The organism is Aquipuribacter nitratireducens (assembly GCF_037860835.1).
Classification (GTDB): domain Bacteria; phylum Actinomycetota; class Actinomycetes; order Actinomycetales; family JBBAYJ01; genus Aquipuribacter; species Aquipuribacter nitratireducens.
Genome location: NZ_JBBEOG010000004.1, coordinates 275,601 through 291,537, shown reverse-complemented (window position 1 = coordinate 291,537; position 15,937 = coordinate 275,601). Strand labels below are relative to the sequence as shown.

Sequence of the window (15,937 nt, the reverse complement as noted above, 5' to 3'; positions counted from 1 at the left end):
CGTGCTCAGGTGGTGGACCCGGGTCGCCGGGGTGCGGGTGCGGACCACGGCGGCCGCGGTGCTCGTCGTCGGTCTCGCCATGACGGTCGGGGGTGTCGCGCTCGTCCTCGCGCTGCGGACCACCCTGCTCGACGGCGCACGCAGCACCGCGGAGGTGCGGGCGGCCTCGGTCGCGGCGTCGCTCGCCGCTGGTGCGGACCCGGTCCAGGCCGTCACCCCCCAGCGCGAGGGCGACGACCTCGTCGTGCAGGTGGTGGACCGGTCGGGTCGTGTGGTCGCCGCGTCGCCGCTCGGGCGGTCCCTCCCGGCGCTGCGACCGGCGGGGGCGGAGGGTGCGGCGGTGGTCGACGACCTGCCGGGCGGGGGCGAGCTCGACGACGAGCTCCTCGTCGTCGCGGTACCGGCGACGGCCGACGGCTCCGCGGCCACGGTGCTCGTGGGGCGCGAGGTCGACGACATCCTCGCGTCGACCCGGCTCGTCACCGTCCTGCTGGCCGCCGGTGGCCCGCTGCTCGTCGTGGTGGTCGGGGCGACGACGTGGGTCCTCGTCGGGCGCGCGCTCGCGCCGGTCACCGCCATCAGGCGTGAGGCCGACGCGATCGGCGACGACCGGCTGCAGCGGCGGGTGCCCGTCCCCGCCACGACGGACGAGGTGGCGCGCCTCGCCACGACGGTGAACCGCATGCTCGACCGTCTCCAGGCGGGCCGGCAGCGGCAGCAGCGCTTCGTCGCCGACGCCGCCCACGAGCTGCGCTCCCCCGTCGCCTCGCTGCGGCAGCACGCGGAGGTCGCCCACACGTACCCGGGGCGCACGTCCGCGGAGGAGCTCGGGCGCGACGTCGCCGAGGAGGCACGCCGGCTGCAGCGGCTCGTCGACGACCTGCTCCTGCTGGCGCGCGCCGACGAGTCCGCGGCCGGCACGTCGCTGGCGGTGGTCGACCTCGACGACGTCGTGCTCGCCGAGGCCGCGCGGGCGCGCGCCTCGAGCGGCGTGGTGTTCGACGTGTCGGAGGTGTCCGCGGGTCGAGTGCAGGGCGACGAGGACGCACTGCGCCGCGTCGTCGGCAACCTCCTCGACAACGCCGTGCGGAACACCGGCACCACCGTGCGGCCGGCCCTTCGGGAGGAGTCCGACGAGGTCGTGCTCGTCGTCGACGACGACGGTCCGGGCGTGCCCGCCGGCGACCGGGAGCGCGTCTTCGAGCGGTTCGTGCGGCTCGACGCCGGCCGCGGTCGCGCCGCCGGGGGGACCGGGCTCGGTCTGGCGATCGTCCGACAGGTCGTCACGTCCCACGGCGGCTCGGTGCGCCTCGGGACGAGCCCGCTCGGCGGCGCGCGCGTCGAGGTGCGGCTCCCGGCGGTCGTCGAGCCGTAGCGCACGGACCGCGTCGTTCAGCGGGCGGTCAGCCGGACGAGCGCATCGTGGGACCACGCCCGGGCAGGTGGCCCGGCGGGAAGGAGCCCCACATGCGACGCAGGACCACGTGGATCATCGGCGGGGTCGCGGCCCTCGCGGTCGCCGGCGCCAGCACGGGGGTCGCCGTCGCGGTGAGCGACGACGACGGCACGGAGCAGCCCATCACCGGCGACGCCCTCGAGCAGGCGTCCGAGGCCGCGCTCGAGCACACCGGCGGTGGCGAGGTCACCGACACCGAGGTGGGCGACGAGGAGGGCTACTACGAGGTCGAGGTCACGCTGCCGGACGGCGGCGAGGTCGACGTCCACCTCGACGAGGACTTCACCGTCATCGGTGACGAGCCCGAGGACGAGCCGGACGACGACTGACGTCGACCGCTCCGACGGACCCACGGCGACCGCCCACGACCCGGGCGGTCGCCGTGCCACGTCCGGGACGGCTCGGACCGGCCGGGGTCGACAGCTACGGCTTGATGCCGACGTACCGGGTCTCGAGGTACTCCTCGATCCCCTCCGGACCACCCTCCCGACCGAAGCCGGAGTGCTTGACGCCGCCGAACGGCGCGGCGGGGTTCGACACCAGGCCCTGGTTGATCCCGACCATCCCGGTGTCGAGCTCCTCCGACAGTCGCAGCGCGAGGGAGAGGTCACGCGTGTACGCGTACGCGACGAGGCCGTAGTCGGTCCCGTTGGCCGTCTCGAGCGCGTCCTCGACGGTGTCGAAGGGCACGACCGGTGCGACGGGGCCGAAGATCTCCTCCTCGAGGAGCCGGGTCCCCGGCGCCACGCCCGACAGGACGGTCGGGGCGTAGAAGGAGCCCGCGCCCGGCAACGGCTCCCCGCCGGTGAGGACGTCGGCGCCGGTGTCCCGCGCGTCCTGGACGAGGGCGTCGACGTCGTCGCGGGACCGGCCGTCGATCAGGGGACCCACCTGCACGCCGGGATCGGTGCCCCGACCCACGCGCAGCCGTGACATCCGGTGCGCGAGGCGTGACGCGAAGTCCTCCGCGACGGAGGCGTGGACGAGGAAGCGGTTGGCTGCCGTGCACGCCTCCCCCATAGTCCGCATCTTGGCGACCATCGCGCCGTCGACGGCGGCGTCGAGGTCGGCGTCGGCCATGACGAGGAAGGGCGCGTTGCCGCCGAGCTCCATCGACACCCGCAGCAGGTTGCGGGCCGACTGCTCGACGAGCACGCGACCCACCTCGGTCGAGCCGGTGAACGTCAGCTTCCGCAGGCGCCTGTCCTTCAGCAGGGACCCGACGACCGCTCCGCTGCGCCGCGTGGTGACGACGTTGAGGACGCCGTCCGGCAGTCCCGCCTCCTGCAGCAGCCGAGCGAGGGCGTACATCGACAGCGGCGTCTGCGAGGCGGGCTTGACGACCATGGTGCAACCGGCGGCGACGGCGGGACCGATCTTGCGTGCGCCCATCGCGAGCGGGAAGTTCCACGGCGTCACCATGAGCGTCGGCCCCACCGGGCGCTTCATCGTGAGCAGGCGCGTGGCGCCGTCCGGCGACGTCGACCAGCGTCCGGCGACCCGGACCGCCTCCTCGGAGAACCAGCGCAGGAACTCCGCGGAGTACGCGACCTCCCCACGGGCCTCCGCCAGGGGCTTTCCCATCTCCAGGGTCATGAGCAGCGCGAGGTCGTCCGCACGCTGCGTCACGAGCTCGTAGGCGCGCCGGAGGATCTCCCCGCGCTCGCGCGGCGGCGTCCGCGCCCAGGTGTCCGCGACCTCGACGGCGTGGTCGAGCGCGGTGGTCGCGTCCTGCTCGTCGGCGTCCGCGACGTCGGCGAGGGGCCGGCCCGTCGCGGGGTCGTCGACCGGCATCGTCGCACCGGACCGGGCGGCGACGACCTCCCCGGCGATCCAGAGCCCGTCGGCCGCCAGCCCGAGGGCGCGGGCCTCGTCCTCGCTCGTGATGACGTCGTGCACCGTCGCGGTGCTCATGATGCTGCCTCCAGGCGTCGGTGGACCTCGTGCAGCAACGACGCCACCTCGTCGCCGCTGGTGGCGGGGACCACGTACGTCACGGACACCTCGCTGTGCGTACGGATGGACAGGACCTCGGCTCCGTCGGGGTCACGGGCGACGACGGGTCGTCGGACCGGGCTGCCGAGAGCCACCGTCAGAGCGGCACCGGCCGGGACCGCCAGGGGGTCCGCCTCGGGACCGTCGGGGCGGGGACCGGCGACGACGACGGTGACGGGCGCGCTGCCGGGCCGGGACGAGGCGACGGCACGGCGAAGGCCGTCCAGGGACAGGCCGGACGGGTCCTCGACGACACCGGGGCTGTCGCTGCCGCCGGGTCCGTACCGGGGCAGCACGCCGACCGCCCCGTCGCGGTGCCCGGCCGCGCCTCGCGCGCCGAGCACGAGGTGCAGCAGCCGGACGAGGCACTCGTCCGCGTCCCCAGGGCCGAGCGGGACGCCGGGGTCCGTCCCGAGCAGCCGGGCGAGGTCGATCGTGGCGCGCGCTGTGAGCATCGCGGCCACTCCCTCGCCCCGCGTCGCACCAGGGGCCACGTCCGACGACGGAGAGCGGCGCGCGACGGCCAGGACGTCGTCGGCGCTCGCCCGACCACCTCGTCCCGAGGGCTGCAGCTGCGACAGGTCGACCCCGTGCTCCCGGGCCAGACGGCGGACCCGGGGGCTGTCCCGGTGCCGCCAGGGACGTCCGCCCGGCCCGGGGCCACCTCGCGCCGTTCGGGCGGGCGGCGGCGCGGTCGCGGTGCTCACTCGCCCAGCGCCTTCGCGATCTCCTGCTCGATCCGCTCCGCCGACGGCAGGACGAGGTCCTCGAGGGAGTCCGCGGACGGCAGCGGCACGTGCGGGGTGGTGATGCGGACGATCGGCCCGTCGAGGTCCCAGAACGCCTCCTCCCCGACGATGGACACGATCTCCGCACCCCAGCCGAGCAGCCGCGGGTTCTCCTCGACCGTGAACAGCCGACCCGTGCGCCCGACGGAGGCGAGGATCGTCGCGGTGTCGAGGGGGACGAGGGAGCGGACGTCGACGACCTCGACGTCGATGCCGCGCGCCGCGAGCGCCTCCGCCGCGGCGAGCGCCCGCGGCACCATGAGCCCGAGCGCGAGCACGGTGGCGTCGCGGCCGGGACGCCGGACCTTCGCGGTACCGAGCTCGTCGACGATCTCGCCCTCGGGGACGTCCGCCTTGCTCGAGTAGAGGCCCTTGTGCTCGAAGAACAGGACGGGGTCGTCGCTGCGGACCGCGGCGGCCATGAGGCCGACGACGTCCTCGGGAGTGGACGGCGTGACGACCTTGAGGCCGGGGACGGCCATCGCCCAGTTCTCGATGGACTGCGAGTGCTGGGCGCCGAAGCGCAGGCCGCCACCGTTGCCGCTCTTCACGACGAGGGGGAGGGTGACCTGCCCGTCCGTCATGTACCGGGTCTTCGCCATCTCGTTGACGACGAGGTCCCAGCAGACGGCGAAGAAGTCCGAGAACATGATCTCGGCGACCGGCCGCAGGCCCGTCATCGCCGCACCCATCGCGGCTCCGAGGATCGCCTGCTCGGCGATCGGGGTGTCGATGACGCGGCGGGGCCCGAACCGGTCGAGCAGACCGCCGGTCGTCTTGAAGACGCCGCCGGCTCCGGCGACGTCCTCGCCGATGAGGACGACGCGCTCGTCGCGCGCCATCTCCTGGGCGATGCCGCGCGCGACGGCCTCCCGGTAGCTCAGTTGCGCCATGAGTGGCCTCCGTCGGCGTACACGTCGGTGAAGGCGGAGCCCGGGTCCGGCAGGGGGCCGGCCTTCGCGGCCTCGGTGGCGGTGTCGACCGCGGCGGCGACCTCCCGGTCGATGGGCTCGATGTCCTCCGTTGCGACCCCGAGCCGTTCGAGGCGGCCCCGGTACACCGTCAGGGGGTCGTAGGCGAGCCACGCCTCGAGCTCGCCCGGCGGCTTGTACTTGCCGGGATCGGCCCGGGAGTGCCCGCCGTGACGGTAGGTGAGCGCCTCGACGAGGACGGGGCCCTTCCCGGACCGGGCGTGCTCGAGGGCGTCGGTCGCGGCGAGGTAGCAGGCGTCGGCGTCGTTGCCGTCGACCGCGACGGGTTCCAGCCCGTACGCGGAGGCGCGGTCCGCGGCGGGACGCTCGACCGCGGTGATGTCGCGGATGGCCGTGTACTCCATGTAGAGGTTGTTCTCGCAGACGAAGACGACCGGCAGGGCGAAGACGGCGGCGTAGTTGAGGGCCTCGTGGAACGCCCCGATGTTCGTCGTGCCGTCGCCGAAGAAGCAGACCGCGACCTGGCCGCTGCCGCGGTACTGCGCGGACCACGCCGCGCCGTTCGCGATCGTGAGGTGCGCGCCGATGATCGCGTAGGAGCCCATGACGCCGTGCTCGACGCTCGTGAGGTGCATGGAGCCGCCCTTGCCGGACATCAGGCCGTTGGCCCGGCCGAGCAGCTCGGCGAGCACCGGCTCCATCGGGACGCCGCGCGCGAGGGTGTGGGCGTGCCCGCGGTAGGTCGCGAAGGTGTAGTCGTCCTCGCGCATCGCGGCGCCGAAGCCGGCGGCGACGGCCTCCATGCCGAGCGACAGGTGCGACGTGCCCTTGACGAGGCCCTGCATGAACAGGTCGTACGCGCGCTTCTCGAACTGGCGGAGCTCCTGCAGCAGCCGGTACAGCCGCAGGCGCGTCTCGCGGCTGACGTCCGCCCCGTCCAGCGCCGTCGGGTCCTCCGGGGGGAGGACGACGGGGTGGTCGCCGTAGCGGTGCTCCTCGAGCGGGACCCTCATGCCTCGGCCCCCGTGCTCGTGGAGCCGACGAGAGAGCCTGCGGTGGCCGTGGCCCGTACGTCGGCGACCGGCGCCGCCGTCCCGCCCCGGCCCGCGACCGTGTTGAGGTGCGACTGGGCGTCGCGGGTCGCGGCGAGCGGCCCGTCGACGCTCCAGTAGCGGCGCCCGGCGACGAGGAGCTCCTCGGCGGGGAACTTCGTGATGACCTCGCACCCGTCCGCGGTGACGACGAGCTCCTCCTCGATCCGCGCCGCCGACCAGCCGTCCGCCGCCGGCCAGTACGTCTCCAGCGCGAAGACCATGCCCTCCTCGATGACCTCCGGGTGGTCGAGGCTGACGAGCCGACTGAAGATCGGTTTCTCCCAGATGGACAGGCCCACTCCGTGCCCGTACTGCAGTGCGAACGCCGCCTCCTCGTCCGCGAAGCCGAACTCCTGCGCCGTCGGCCACACCGACACGATGTCGGCCGTCGTCGCACCGGGTCGCACGAGCGCGATGGCCTGGTCCATGTACTCCCGGCAGCGGGTGTAGGCGTCCTTCATCGCGACGGAGGCGCTCCCGACGGCGAAGGTCCGGTAGTAGCAGGTCCGGTAGCCCATGTAGCTGTGGAGGATGTCGAAGAACGCCGGGTCGCCGGGTCGGACGATCCGGTCCGAGTACACGTGCGGGTGCGGTGCGCAGCGTTCGCCGGAGATCGCGTTGACGCCCTCGACGTGCTCCGAGCCGAGGTCGTAGAGGGTCTTGTTGACCAGACCCACGCACTCGTTCTCGCGCACGCCGGGCCGGAGGAAGTCGTAGAGGTCCTCGTAGGCTGCGTCGACCATCGAGGCGGCCTGCGTGAGGAGGCGGACCTCGTCGTGGGTCTTGATGCGTCGCGCCTCGAGGAACACCTGCTGGCCGTCGACGACCTCGACTCCGGCGGCCTGCAGGGCCATGAGGACCGGCATCTCCACGACGTCGACGCCGACCGGCTCACCGAGCACGCCGTGCCGCTCCAGCTCGGTCCGCACCTTGGTCGCGACATCCGCGGCGATGCCCGCGTCCGGGTGGAACGCGCCGCGCAGCGTCGAGATTCCGGCGCGGGCACGGCCGGGGCTCGCGTCGTGGTGGGGCGCGTGGCCGTCCTCCGAGACCGCCCCGGACGAGGACAGCCACGGGTTGTACAGCTGGTGGTGCCGGGCGGCGGAACCGAAGTCCCACACGACGGGGTCGGCGCCCCTCACGAGCAGCGAGAAGCGGATCAGCTTGTCGACCGCCCACGTGCCGATGTGGGTGGACGTCATGTAGCGGATGTTCGTGAAGTCGAAGGCGAGCAGCGCCCCGAGCGACGACCGCTCGAGCTCGGCGCGCAGGCGGGCGAGCCGTTCCTCGCGGAGGCGGTCGAGGTCGATCCGCTGCTCCCAGTCGACGGCCATCGTGCCGTACGTGTGCGTGCCCATGATCAGGTCCCTTCGGACGTGGCGGAGACCGCGGTCTCCTGTGGAGTGGGGGCATCGGTGCGGACGCGCGAGGCGAACCACGTGCTCATCGCGACCATGTCGCGGTCGCCGAGCCCGTCGGCGAGCGCGCGGGTGTGCAGCTCATGGGCGCGGCGGACGAGGGACGACCGCAGTCCCGCCTCCTCGGTCGCCGCGTCCGCGAGCGCGAGGTCCTTCGTCGCGGTCCGCAGGTCGAAGGCGACGGGGGCGGTGTCCGGGGCGAGGAACGCCTCCCGCTTGTAGGCGAGGAAGGTGTTGGCGAGGACCCCGGCCGCGAGCACGTCGAGCAGGCGGTCGCGGGCGACCCCGCCGGCCTCGGCGGTGACAAGGGTCTCGGCGAGCGCGGTGCTGAAGGTGTGGAGCAGCGCGTTGACGGCGACCTTCGCGGACGCCCCGGACCCCTGCGCCCCGACGTGGACGACGGTGGCGGCGACGGCGTCGAGCACCGGGCGTGCACGCTCGAGCACGTCGGCGTCGCCGCCCACCATGAGGCCGAGCCGCCCGGCCTCGGCGACGGCGGTGCTCCCGCTGACGGGGCTGTCGAGCATGTCGACGCCGGCCGCCCGGCACCGCTGCGCGGCCTCGAGGGCGTGCTCCCGGCCGGTCGTCGAGCAGTCGACGACGACCGTCCCCGACCCGGCTCCGGCGAGGACGCCGTCGGGACCGTCGAGCACGGCGAGGAGCGCCGGTCCGTCGGTGAGCATCGTGAGGACGACGTCGGCGCCGTCGGCGGCCGCGGCGGGTGTCGCTGCCACGCGCACGTCGTGGCTGCCCGCGAGCTGCTCGGCCGGACCCGGCGAGCGGTTCCACACCGCGGTCGGGTGCCCGGCCGCGGCGAGACGCGCCGCCATGCGCGAGCCCATCCGGCCGAGGCCGCAGACGGCGACCGGCACGGAGGCGGTGGAGGCGGTCGACGCGGTGCTCACGGGCTCACCGCCGTCGTGTCGACGAGCAGCTTGCCGCGGGCCCGCCCCTCCGCCAGGCGGCGCAGGGCGCCGTCGACGGCGTCGTGGAGCGGGACGACCCGCTCCACGAGGAAGGCGGCGAGGTCGCGTTCGGCGAGCAGCGCGAGCGCCGCGGGGATGTCGTCGTCGCACACGTGCGCGACGGTCGTCACCACGTCGATCTCGCGGAGGATGAGGTCGACCGCCTCGAAGGACACCGGCTTCTTGGGAAGGCCGACGAGGAGGATGCGGCCGCCGCGACGGGTGAGGCGCTGGACGGTCGACATGCCCTCGGGGACGCCGCTGGCCTCGACCGTGACGTCGGCGAGGTCGCCGCCGGTCAGCTCGGACACGACCGCGGACGCGTCCTCCGAGCGGACGTCGACGGTGTGCGTGGCGCCCATCTCCCGCGCGACCCGCAGCCGCTCGGTGTCGACGTCGAGGGCGACGACGGCGCGGGCGCCCGCGGCCGCGACCCCTGCGACGATGAACGAGCCGATGGCGCCGGCCCCGTTGACGACGACGACGTCGCCCGCGGCGACACCCGCGCGCCGGACCCCGTGCAGTCCGACCGCCAGCGGTTGCGCGAGGGCGGCGTTGTCGTCGTCGACGGCGTCCGGGACCCGCCGGAGCATGGCGGCGGGCAGCAGGACGTGCTCGGCGAGCCCGCCGTCCGCGGACAGCCCGGCCGTCCAGTACGAGCGGCACAGGTTCGTCCGGCCCTCTCGGCACCACTCGCACGAGCCGCACCACGCCCCGGCCCCCGCGACGACGCGGTCGCCGACGGTCACCTCGTGCTCGCCCGCACCGAGCGCCTCCACGACGCCGACGAACTCGTGCCCGAGGACCACCGGGCCGAGGACGCCGGAGGCCGGGTGACGCGTCCGGAGCGGTGTCATGACCGGGCCCGCGGTGAACTCCGAGGCGTCGGTCCCGCACAGCCCGGCGCGCACGACCCGCACGAGCGCCTGTCCCTCACCCGGCGCCGACGGCGCCGACCGCTCCTCCACGCGGGCGTCGCCGGCCGCGTGGAGCACGAGGGCCCTCATGCGCCGGCCCCCGACTCGATGTGGACCTTGACGTTCTCGTCGGTACGGGCTGCGGCCTCGTACGCCTCCGGTGCGCGCTCCAGCGGGAAGCGGCTCGTGACGATCGGCGACATGTCGATGCCGGTGCGCGCGAGGAAGCGCAGCGTCTGCGGCCACACCCCTGGCGAGCCGATCGTGCCGCGCAGCTGCAGCTGCTTGGACTGCACGAGCCCGAGCTGCGCGGGCACCTCGGCACCCACGTCGATGCCGATGTTGACCAGGCGCGCGTCGAAACCGGCGACCTCCAGTGCGGCGGCCATCGCCGCCGGATGGCCCGAGGCCTCGAAGACCACGTCGGCGCCGCGGCCGCCGGTCGACTCGTGGACGAGGTCGACGAAGCCCTCGGCGGTCGGGTCGAGGACCTCGTCCGCACCCAGGGTGCGGGCGACGTCACCGCGTCGGGCGTCAGGTTCCGCGCAGATGACCCGGGCTCCGAGCGCGTTCGCGACGGCGACCGCACTGAGCCCGATCGGTCCGGCGCCGAAGACGACGGCGGTGTCGCTGCCGTCGATGTTGTCGGCGCGGGTGGAGGCGAAGTACGCGCAGCTGAACGGCTCGACGAGGGCGGCCTGGGTGTCGTCGAGCTCGTCGGGCACGTGGTGCAGCCACTCGGGCCGGGCGACGAAGTACTCCGCGGCGGCCCCGGAGATGGAGAAGCCGAAGTGCTCCTGGCCGATCACGCACTCCCCGAGGACCCGGTCGCCGGGTCGGAAGGACGTCACGTCCTTGCCGACCTCCGCGACCGCCCCGGACCACTCGTGACCGGGGATCAGCGGGTAGGAGAAGGGGATGATGTAGCGCCCGTGCAGGAGCTCGAAGTCGGAGTGGCAGATGCCGACCGAGCGCAGCGCGACGAGGACCTCGTCGTCGCCGATGGCCGGCGGCTCGGTCTCGGCCAGGACGATCCGGTCCTTGTCGGCGAACTGCAGGGCCTTCATGTCGTGCTCCTCGCGGTGTCGGGGACAGTCGGCAGGACGTCCTCGGCGCGGAGGCGGTCGAAGACGTCGAGGAACGAGCGGCTGCTGTCCTGGGCGTCGGTGAAGCCGGCCTCGCGGCTCTTCGTCATGTCGGCCCACGTCTCGACCTGTCGACCGAGGTCGCTGTCGGTGTGCCACCACGACACGAGCCGGTCGACGTCGGGCTCCACGAGGCCCTCGCGCGCGGCGATGTCGCGCCACAGGGACGCCGCGTGGTCCATGCGGCCCTCGAGGGGCGTGGGGTGGCCGGGGTACGGGGCCGGCTCGACGCCGAGTCCGGCGGCGACAACCGTCCACATCTCCTCCCAGCGGAACGTGTCGCCGTTGGTGATGTTGAAGGCCTCGTTCGCGGCGCTCGGGCTCGTCGCGGCCCACGCCAGGTGCCGGGCGAGCAGCCGGGCGTCGGTGATGTCGGTGGTCGACGTGTACTGCTCGTGGGAGCCGGGGAAGACGAAGGGCTCGCCCGTCTCGCGACAGAGGGTCCCGTACACGCCGAGGGTCACCGCCATGTTCATCGCGTTGCCGACGGCGTAGCCGATGACGGTGTGCGGGCGGTGGACCGACCACGAGAAGCCGTGGCGGGACGCCGCGTCCCACAGCACGTCCTCCTGGTCGTAGTAGAAGTTGGCGACGGGCAGGCGCGGCTGGCTCTCCCGGAACGGCGGCTTGGCCGGCTCCTGCGCGTACGCCTCGAACGGACCGAGGTAGTGCTTGAGCCCGGTGACGAGCGCGGCGTGCTGCACGGTGCCCGCCGGGCCGACCGCCTCCAGCACGTTGCGGAGCATCGCGCTGTTGACGGTGATGTTCTGAGCCTCGGTGGGCTGCCGCGACCACGTGCAGAAGAAGACGTGGGTGACCCCGAGCCCGCCGAGGGCGTCGGCGGTCGCCTCGGCGTCGAGGACGTCGACGGGCACGTGGGTCATGCCCTGGGCCCGACCCGGTGGGCGTCGGCTGACGCCCAGCACCTCCCAGCCCTGGTCGAGCAGGTACTCGGCGGTGTTGCCGCCGGTGATGCCGGAGGCGCCGACGACGAGGGCGCGGCGGGCGCTCACGCGGCGGCCCCCGTCTCGTGCTGGAAGATTTCCAGCGTGACGCCGTCCGGGTCCCGGAAGTAGGCGAAGGCGCACCCGGCGAGGGGCCCGTCGGTGATGTCGAGCGGCGGCGCGAGGAACTGCACGCCCTTCGCCTGCAGGTCCTCGTAGGCGGCTCGGATGTCGGGGACGTCGATGCAGACGTGCGCGGAGCCGACGTCGGCGTTCGAGCGGGTGAAGGTCTCGTCCCGCCCGTTGTCGTAGCAGAGCAGCTCGACGACGGCGTTGCCGAGGCGGAGCATGGCGAAGCGGAGGCGGGCGTCGGGGACCCCGACCGCGCGGCCGAGCTCCTCCCCGGAGCCCTCGGCGATCCACTCGGGCTCGACGCCTAGGACGTCCGAGTACCAGGCGAGGGAGGCCTCGAGGTCCTTCACGGTGATGCCGACGTGGTGCAACGTGCCGATGGCGGCCATGGCTGTCCTCTCCTTCTGTGGCTGGTGGGCTCGGCGCGGCGGGCTCAGCGCGCGGCGCTGACGAGGACCTTCAGCTGGTCCCCGGTGGGGTCGACGAGCCGGTCGAAGCCGGCGGTCACGACGTCGGCGAGGTCGATCTGCGCCGTGACGGCGCGGGCGACGGGGTAGGAGCCCTTGGCGATGAGCCGGATGATGCGCGGCCAGTCCGTGAGCCGGTAGCACCAGGAGCCGACGAGGGTGACCTCGTTCTCCGCGAGCGCCATCGCGTCGATCGTCGCGGGCCTGGTGTGCAGGCCCGTCTGCACGACGGTGCTGCGCCGGGAGACGTTCGTCAGGCACGTCTGCAGGCCGGGGGTGGTCCCGGAGCACTCGACGCCGACGTCGAAGCCGGCGCCGTCGGTGAGGTCGCTGACGACCTCGTCGAAGCCGTCGGCCGTCGGGTCGACGACCTCTCCCAGCTGCAGGTCCCGCGCGAGCTGGGCCCGGGCCGGGTTCGGCTCGGCCACCACGACGAGCCCCGCGCCGACGGCGGAGGCGTACATCGCCGACAGGACGCCGATGGGTCCGGCGCCGGTGACGAGCACCGTGTCGCCCCCGGTGACACCGGCCCGGTCCACGCCGTAGGCGGCGACTGCTGCCGGCTCGACCACCGCAGCCTCGATGTCCGACACCTCGTCCGGCACACGGGCGACCTGGTAGTCCTTGACGACGGCGTGCTCGGCGAGCCCGCCGGTCTCGGCGCTCAGCCCCGTGCACGCGAAGCGCTCGCACAGGTGCCCGTAGCCGCGGCGGCAGTACCGGCAGCGCCCGCACACGATGGCGGGCATCACCGACACGCGGTCGCCCGGGCTGACGTCGCGGACGTCGGCGCCGACCTCCACGACCGTCGCGGAGAACTCGTGTCCGAGCGTCTGCGGCAGCACGGCCCCGGTGAGGGGGTGGGGGCTCGTGGGCGTCACGATCGGTCCCACCGCGTACTCGTGGAGGTCGGTCCCGCAGATCCCGCACCAGTGGACACGGAGGAGGACGTCGTCCGGGGCGGCGACGCGGGGCTCGGGCACCTCCTCGACGCGGATGTCGCCCTGACCGTGGAAGCGTGCGGCTCGCATGAGGGGGCTCCTCTCAGACGCCGGCCGCGCGGGTCCCGCGCAGCCGGCTGTAGACGACGGCGGCGACGACGATGAGCGCGCCCTGGAACAGGTACTGCCACTCCTGGTCGAGACCGAGGAACGTGGTGGCGTTGAGCAGCTGGACGACGAGGAAGGCCCCGAGCAGCGTCCCGACGAACGTGCCGCGGCCACCGAGCAGGCTCGTGCCGCCGAGGACGACGGCCGTGATGCTCGTGAGGGTGTAGCCGACGCCCTGGGCGGGGTCCCCGATCCCGAGCTGGGCGAGCAGGAGCACCGCGCCGCAGAAGACGAGCACCGAGACGAGGACGTACGCGGCGACCACCGTGGGGTTGACCTTGACCCCGAGGCGCCGCGCCGCCTCCTCGTGGGAGCCGACCGCTCGCAGGCGCAGCCCCCAGCCGCTGGCGCGCAGCAGCCGCTCGAGGACGAGCGTCACGGCGACGAGGACGACGAAGACGACCGGGATCGGCCCGACGGTCGTGAGCAGGGCGTCCGTCACCTGTCGGCTGATGATGCCGCCCGGCGAGGCACGCAGGGTGAAGCTGAGCCCCTGGAGCGCGATGTACGCGACGAGCGTCGCGGCGACCGGTGTGAAGTGCGCGAACCGGACGAGGGAGCCGTTGACGGCGCCGGTGGCGCCCGCCGCGACGAGCATGAGCAGGAAGCCGGCCAGCAGCACCGGTAGGGCGGCGCCGTCGTTGACGAAGAACGACGCGACCACGACGAGGAAGCCGGCCAACGGACCGACCGAGAGGTCGATCCCACCGGTGAGCAGGGCGACGGTCTGACCGAGGGAGATGAAGCCGAGCGCCGTCACGAGCATGAGGACCGACGTCACGTTGAACGGCAGCAGGTACCGGTCGTTCTGGCTGAGGATGAACGCCCCGAGCCCGAGGATCACGACGGCGAGGGCGACGACCGGCGCGTAGTCCCCCTCGAGTGCCCGGCGGATGCCGGCGGTGCGGGTCGCCGTCGCGGGACGCTCGACGTCGGTGGTCCGACGGTGGGTCGTCGACTCGACCGCGGCGCGGACCATGCGCTCCTCGGTGAGCTCCTCACCCTCGAGCCGTTCGACGACGTGACCGCGGGACATCACGACGACGACGTCGCAGAGGCCCTCGAGCTCCTTCGCGTCGGAGGAGGCGACGACGACGGGGACCCCCTGGTCGGCGACCCGACGCAGGATCGAGTAGATCTCCGCGCGGGCTCCGACGTCGACGCCCTGAGTCGGCTCGTCGGCCAGGACGAGGCGCGGCTCCGCGAGCAGGGCGCGGGCGAGCACGACCTTCTGCTGGTTGCCGCCGGACAGGCTGGTGACGGGCGTGTCCGGGTGCGGTGCCTTGACCGCCAGGGCGCGCATCTCCCCGCTGACGGCGTCGAGCTCGCGCCGCCGGGACAGGAACGGCCCGCGGGTGAACCGGCGCAACGCGGCGACCGCGGCGTTCTCCCGGACGGACATCGACATCATGAGCCCCTCGCGGTGCCGGTCCGCCGGGAGGTACGAGGCGTCGCGGAGCAGCTGGCGCCCGTGGCGCGCTTCGTCTCCCAGCCGCACGGCGCCGTGCGACGCGGCCAGGCCGGCGAGCGCGCGCAACAGCTCGGACTGCCCGTTCCCGACCACGCCGGCGATCCCGAGCACCTGTCCCCGGCGCACCTGGAGCGAGACGTCGGTGAACCCCTCGCCGGTGAGGCCGTCGACCTCGAGGACGAGCGGGGCGTCGGCGGCGTCCGGCCGCTTGGGCGGGAAGGTCGACTCGAGCGTGCGACCGACGATGAGGGCGAGGAGCTCGTCGTCGGACACGTCGACGGTCGCGGCCGTCCCCCGCAGCCTGCCGTCGCGGAGGACCGTGACCCGGTCGGCGAGCAGACGGACCTCGGCGAGCCGGTGGGTGATGTAGACGACGGCGGTCCCGGTGGCGGCCGCGGCGCGCACCCTGTCGAAGAGGAGGTCGACGCTGTCGCTGCCGAGCGGCGCCGTCGGCTCGTCGAGGATGAGGACGCGCGGGCGCTGGGCGAGCGCCTTCGCGAGCTCGAGCAGGTGCTTCTGCGCGACGGTGAGGTTGCCGACGCGGTCGTCGAGGTGCGCCTCGCAGCCCACGTCGTCGAGCAGGGCCCGCATGGTGCGACGCGGCTCGGCGCCCTCCTCCCGCAGGCGGGCCCGCCCCAGGGCGACGCGCAGGTTCTCGGCGACGGTGAGGTCGGGCAGGACCGCGGGGTGCTGGTGGACGATGGCGATGCCGAGCTGACCCGCCGTCACCGGCGTGAGGTGCTCGACGTCCTGACCGCCGACCACGATGGTGCCCTCGTCCGGGCGCAGCGTCCCCGAGGCGACGCCCATGAGCGTCGACTTGCCGGCGCCGTTCTCGCCCAGGAGGGCGTGCACCTCGCCGGGCAGGACATCCAGCGAGACCCCACCGAGGGCGACCACACCGCCGAAGCGCTTGTGGATGTCTGTCAGGCGGAGGACCGGCACGCGGGCCCCGGCGGTGTCGTGCGCACCGTCGGCTCGCAGGTCGGTCACCGGACCGGGCACCGTCGCGGCCCCTCCGGTGGTCCGGGGGGCGGCCGGGGCCTGTTCTGGCACCACGACGTGCTCCTCTCGTGCGGGCGGGGCTGGGGTTCGGGCGGCAGG

14 protein-coding genes and 1 pseudogene are annotated in these 15,937 nt (G+C 73.9%); 2 read left to right on the top strand and 13 right to left on the bottom strand.

Annotated elements, in window-relative coordinates:
* Nucleotide 1: 1 nt before the first annotated feature.
* Nucleotides 2-1,375 carry an ATP-binding protein gene (locus tag WAB14_RS10075; RefSeq protein WP_340269488.1) on the top strand — a complete coding sequence of 458 codons (1,374 nt, stop codon included), beginning with the start codon at nt 2-4 and terminating at the stop codon, nt 1,373-1,375.
* Between the two features lie 92 nt (nt 1,376-1,467).
* A complete protein-coding gene (locus WAB14_RS10070; RefSeq protein WP_340269487.1) occupies nt 1,468-1,785 on the top strand; it encodes a PepSY domain-containing protein in 318 nt (105 codons plus the stop codon).
* 94 nt (nt 1,786-1,879) lie between these two features.
* Here the strand turns inward: WAB14_RS10070 and WAB14_RS10065 are convergent, their stop codons facing one another.
* The 13 genes and pseudogenes from WAB14_RS10065 to WAB14_RS10010 form a co-directional block, all read right to left on the bottom strand.
* Nucleotides 1,880-3,370, bottom strand: coding sequence for an NAD-dependent succinate-semialdehyde dehydrogenase (locus WAB14_RS10065; RefSeq protein WP_340269486.1), 1,491 nt, complete (start codon nt 3,368-3,370; stop codon nt 1,880-1,882).
* Complete coding sequence (locus WAB14_RS10060; protein ID WP_340269484.1) at nt 3,367-3,906, bottom strand: hypothetical protein; 540 nt, start codon at nt 3,904-3,906, stop codon at nt 3,367-3,369. The genes WAB14_RS10065 and WAB14_RS10060 overlap by 4 nt, the downstream gene beginning before the upstream one ends.
* A gap of 81 nt (nt 3,907-3,987) precedes the next feature.
* Nucleotides 3,988-4,158, bottom strand: a pseudogene (locus WAB14_RS18235) (E3 binding domain-containing protein); the annotation flags it as partial.
* Entirely contained in the window at nt 4,155-5,132 is a 978-nt protein-coding gene (locus WAB14_RS10055; protein ID WP_340269482.1) for an alpha-ketoacid dehydrogenase subunit beta, read from the bottom strand. The gene WAB14_RS10055 and the pseudogene WAB14_RS18235, both read right to left, overlap by 4 nt.
* Nucleotides 5,120-6,184, bottom strand: coding sequence for a thiamine pyrophosphate-dependent dehydrogenase E1 component subunit alpha (locus tag WAB14_RS10050; protein WP_340269480.1), 1,065 nt, complete (start codon nt 6,182-6,184; stop codon nt 5,120-5,122). Before WAB14_RS10050 ends, WAB14_RS10055 begins: the two co-directional genes overlap by 13 nt.
* On the bottom strand, nt 6,181-7,623 hold the full coding sequence (locus tag WAB14_RS10045) for a M24 family metallopeptidase (protein WP_340269479.1): 1,443 nt from the start codon (nt 7,621-7,623) through the stop codon (nt 6,181-6,183). Before WAB14_RS10045 ends, WAB14_RS10050 begins: the two co-directional genes overlap by 4 nt.
* Before the next feature lie 2 nt (nt 7,624-7,625).
* On the bottom strand, nt 7,626-8,588 hold the full coding sequence (locus tag WAB14_RS10040; RefSeq protein WP_340269477.1) for an NAD(P)-dependent oxidoreductase: 963 nt from the start codon (nt 8,586-8,588) through the stop codon (nt 7,626-7,628).
* Nucleotides 8,585-9,655 carry a zinc-dependent alcohol dehydrogenase gene (locus tag WAB14_RS10035; protein ID WP_340269475.1) on the bottom strand — a complete coding sequence of 357 codons (1,071 nt, stop codon included), beginning with the start codon at nt 9,653-9,655 and terminating at the stop codon, nt 8,585-8,587. Before WAB14_RS10035 ends, WAB14_RS10040 begins: the two co-directional genes overlap by 4 nt.
* The gene (locus WAB14_RS10030; protein WP_340269473.1) at nt 9,652-10,632 is read right to left on the bottom strand and encodes a zinc-dependent alcohol dehydrogenase; all 981 of its coding nucleotides are present in this window, start codon (nt 10,630-10,632) and stop codon (nt 9,652-9,654) included. Before WAB14_RS10030 ends, WAB14_RS10035 begins: the two co-directional genes overlap by 4 nt.
* Nucleotides 10,629-11,723 (bottom strand): SDR family oxidoreductase, encoded by a 1,095-nt coding sequence (locus WAB14_RS10025; protein WP_340269471.1) that lies wholly within the window; start codon nt 11,721-11,723, stop codon nt 10,629-10,631. Before WAB14_RS10025 ends, WAB14_RS10030 begins: the two co-directional genes overlap by 4 nt.
* Nucleotides 11,720-12,175: a VOC family protein gene (locus WAB14_RS10020; RefSeq protein WP_340269470.1), complete on the bottom strand. Its 456-nt coding sequence runs from the start codon at nt 12,173-12,175 to the stop codon at nt 11,720-11,722. Before WAB14_RS10020 ends, WAB14_RS10025 begins: the two co-directional genes overlap by 4 nt.
* A gap of 44 nt (nt 12,176-12,219) precedes the next feature.
* Nucleotides 12,220-13,284, bottom strand: a complete 1,065-nt coding sequence (locus tag WAB14_RS10015; RefSeq protein WP_340269468.1) for a 2,3-butanediol dehydrogenase — start codon at nt 13,282-13,284, stop codon at nt 12,220-12,222.
* A gap of 13 nt (nt 13,285-13,297) precedes the next feature.
* Nucleotides 13,298-15,892 carry an ATP-binding cassette domain-containing protein gene (locus tag WAB14_RS10010; RefSeq protein ID WP_340269467.1) on the bottom strand — a complete coding sequence of 865 codons (2,595 nt, stop codon included), beginning with the start codon at nt 15,890-15,892 and terminating at the stop codon, nt 13,298-13,300.
* Between the last annotated feature and the right edge of the window lie 45 nt (nt 15,893-15,937).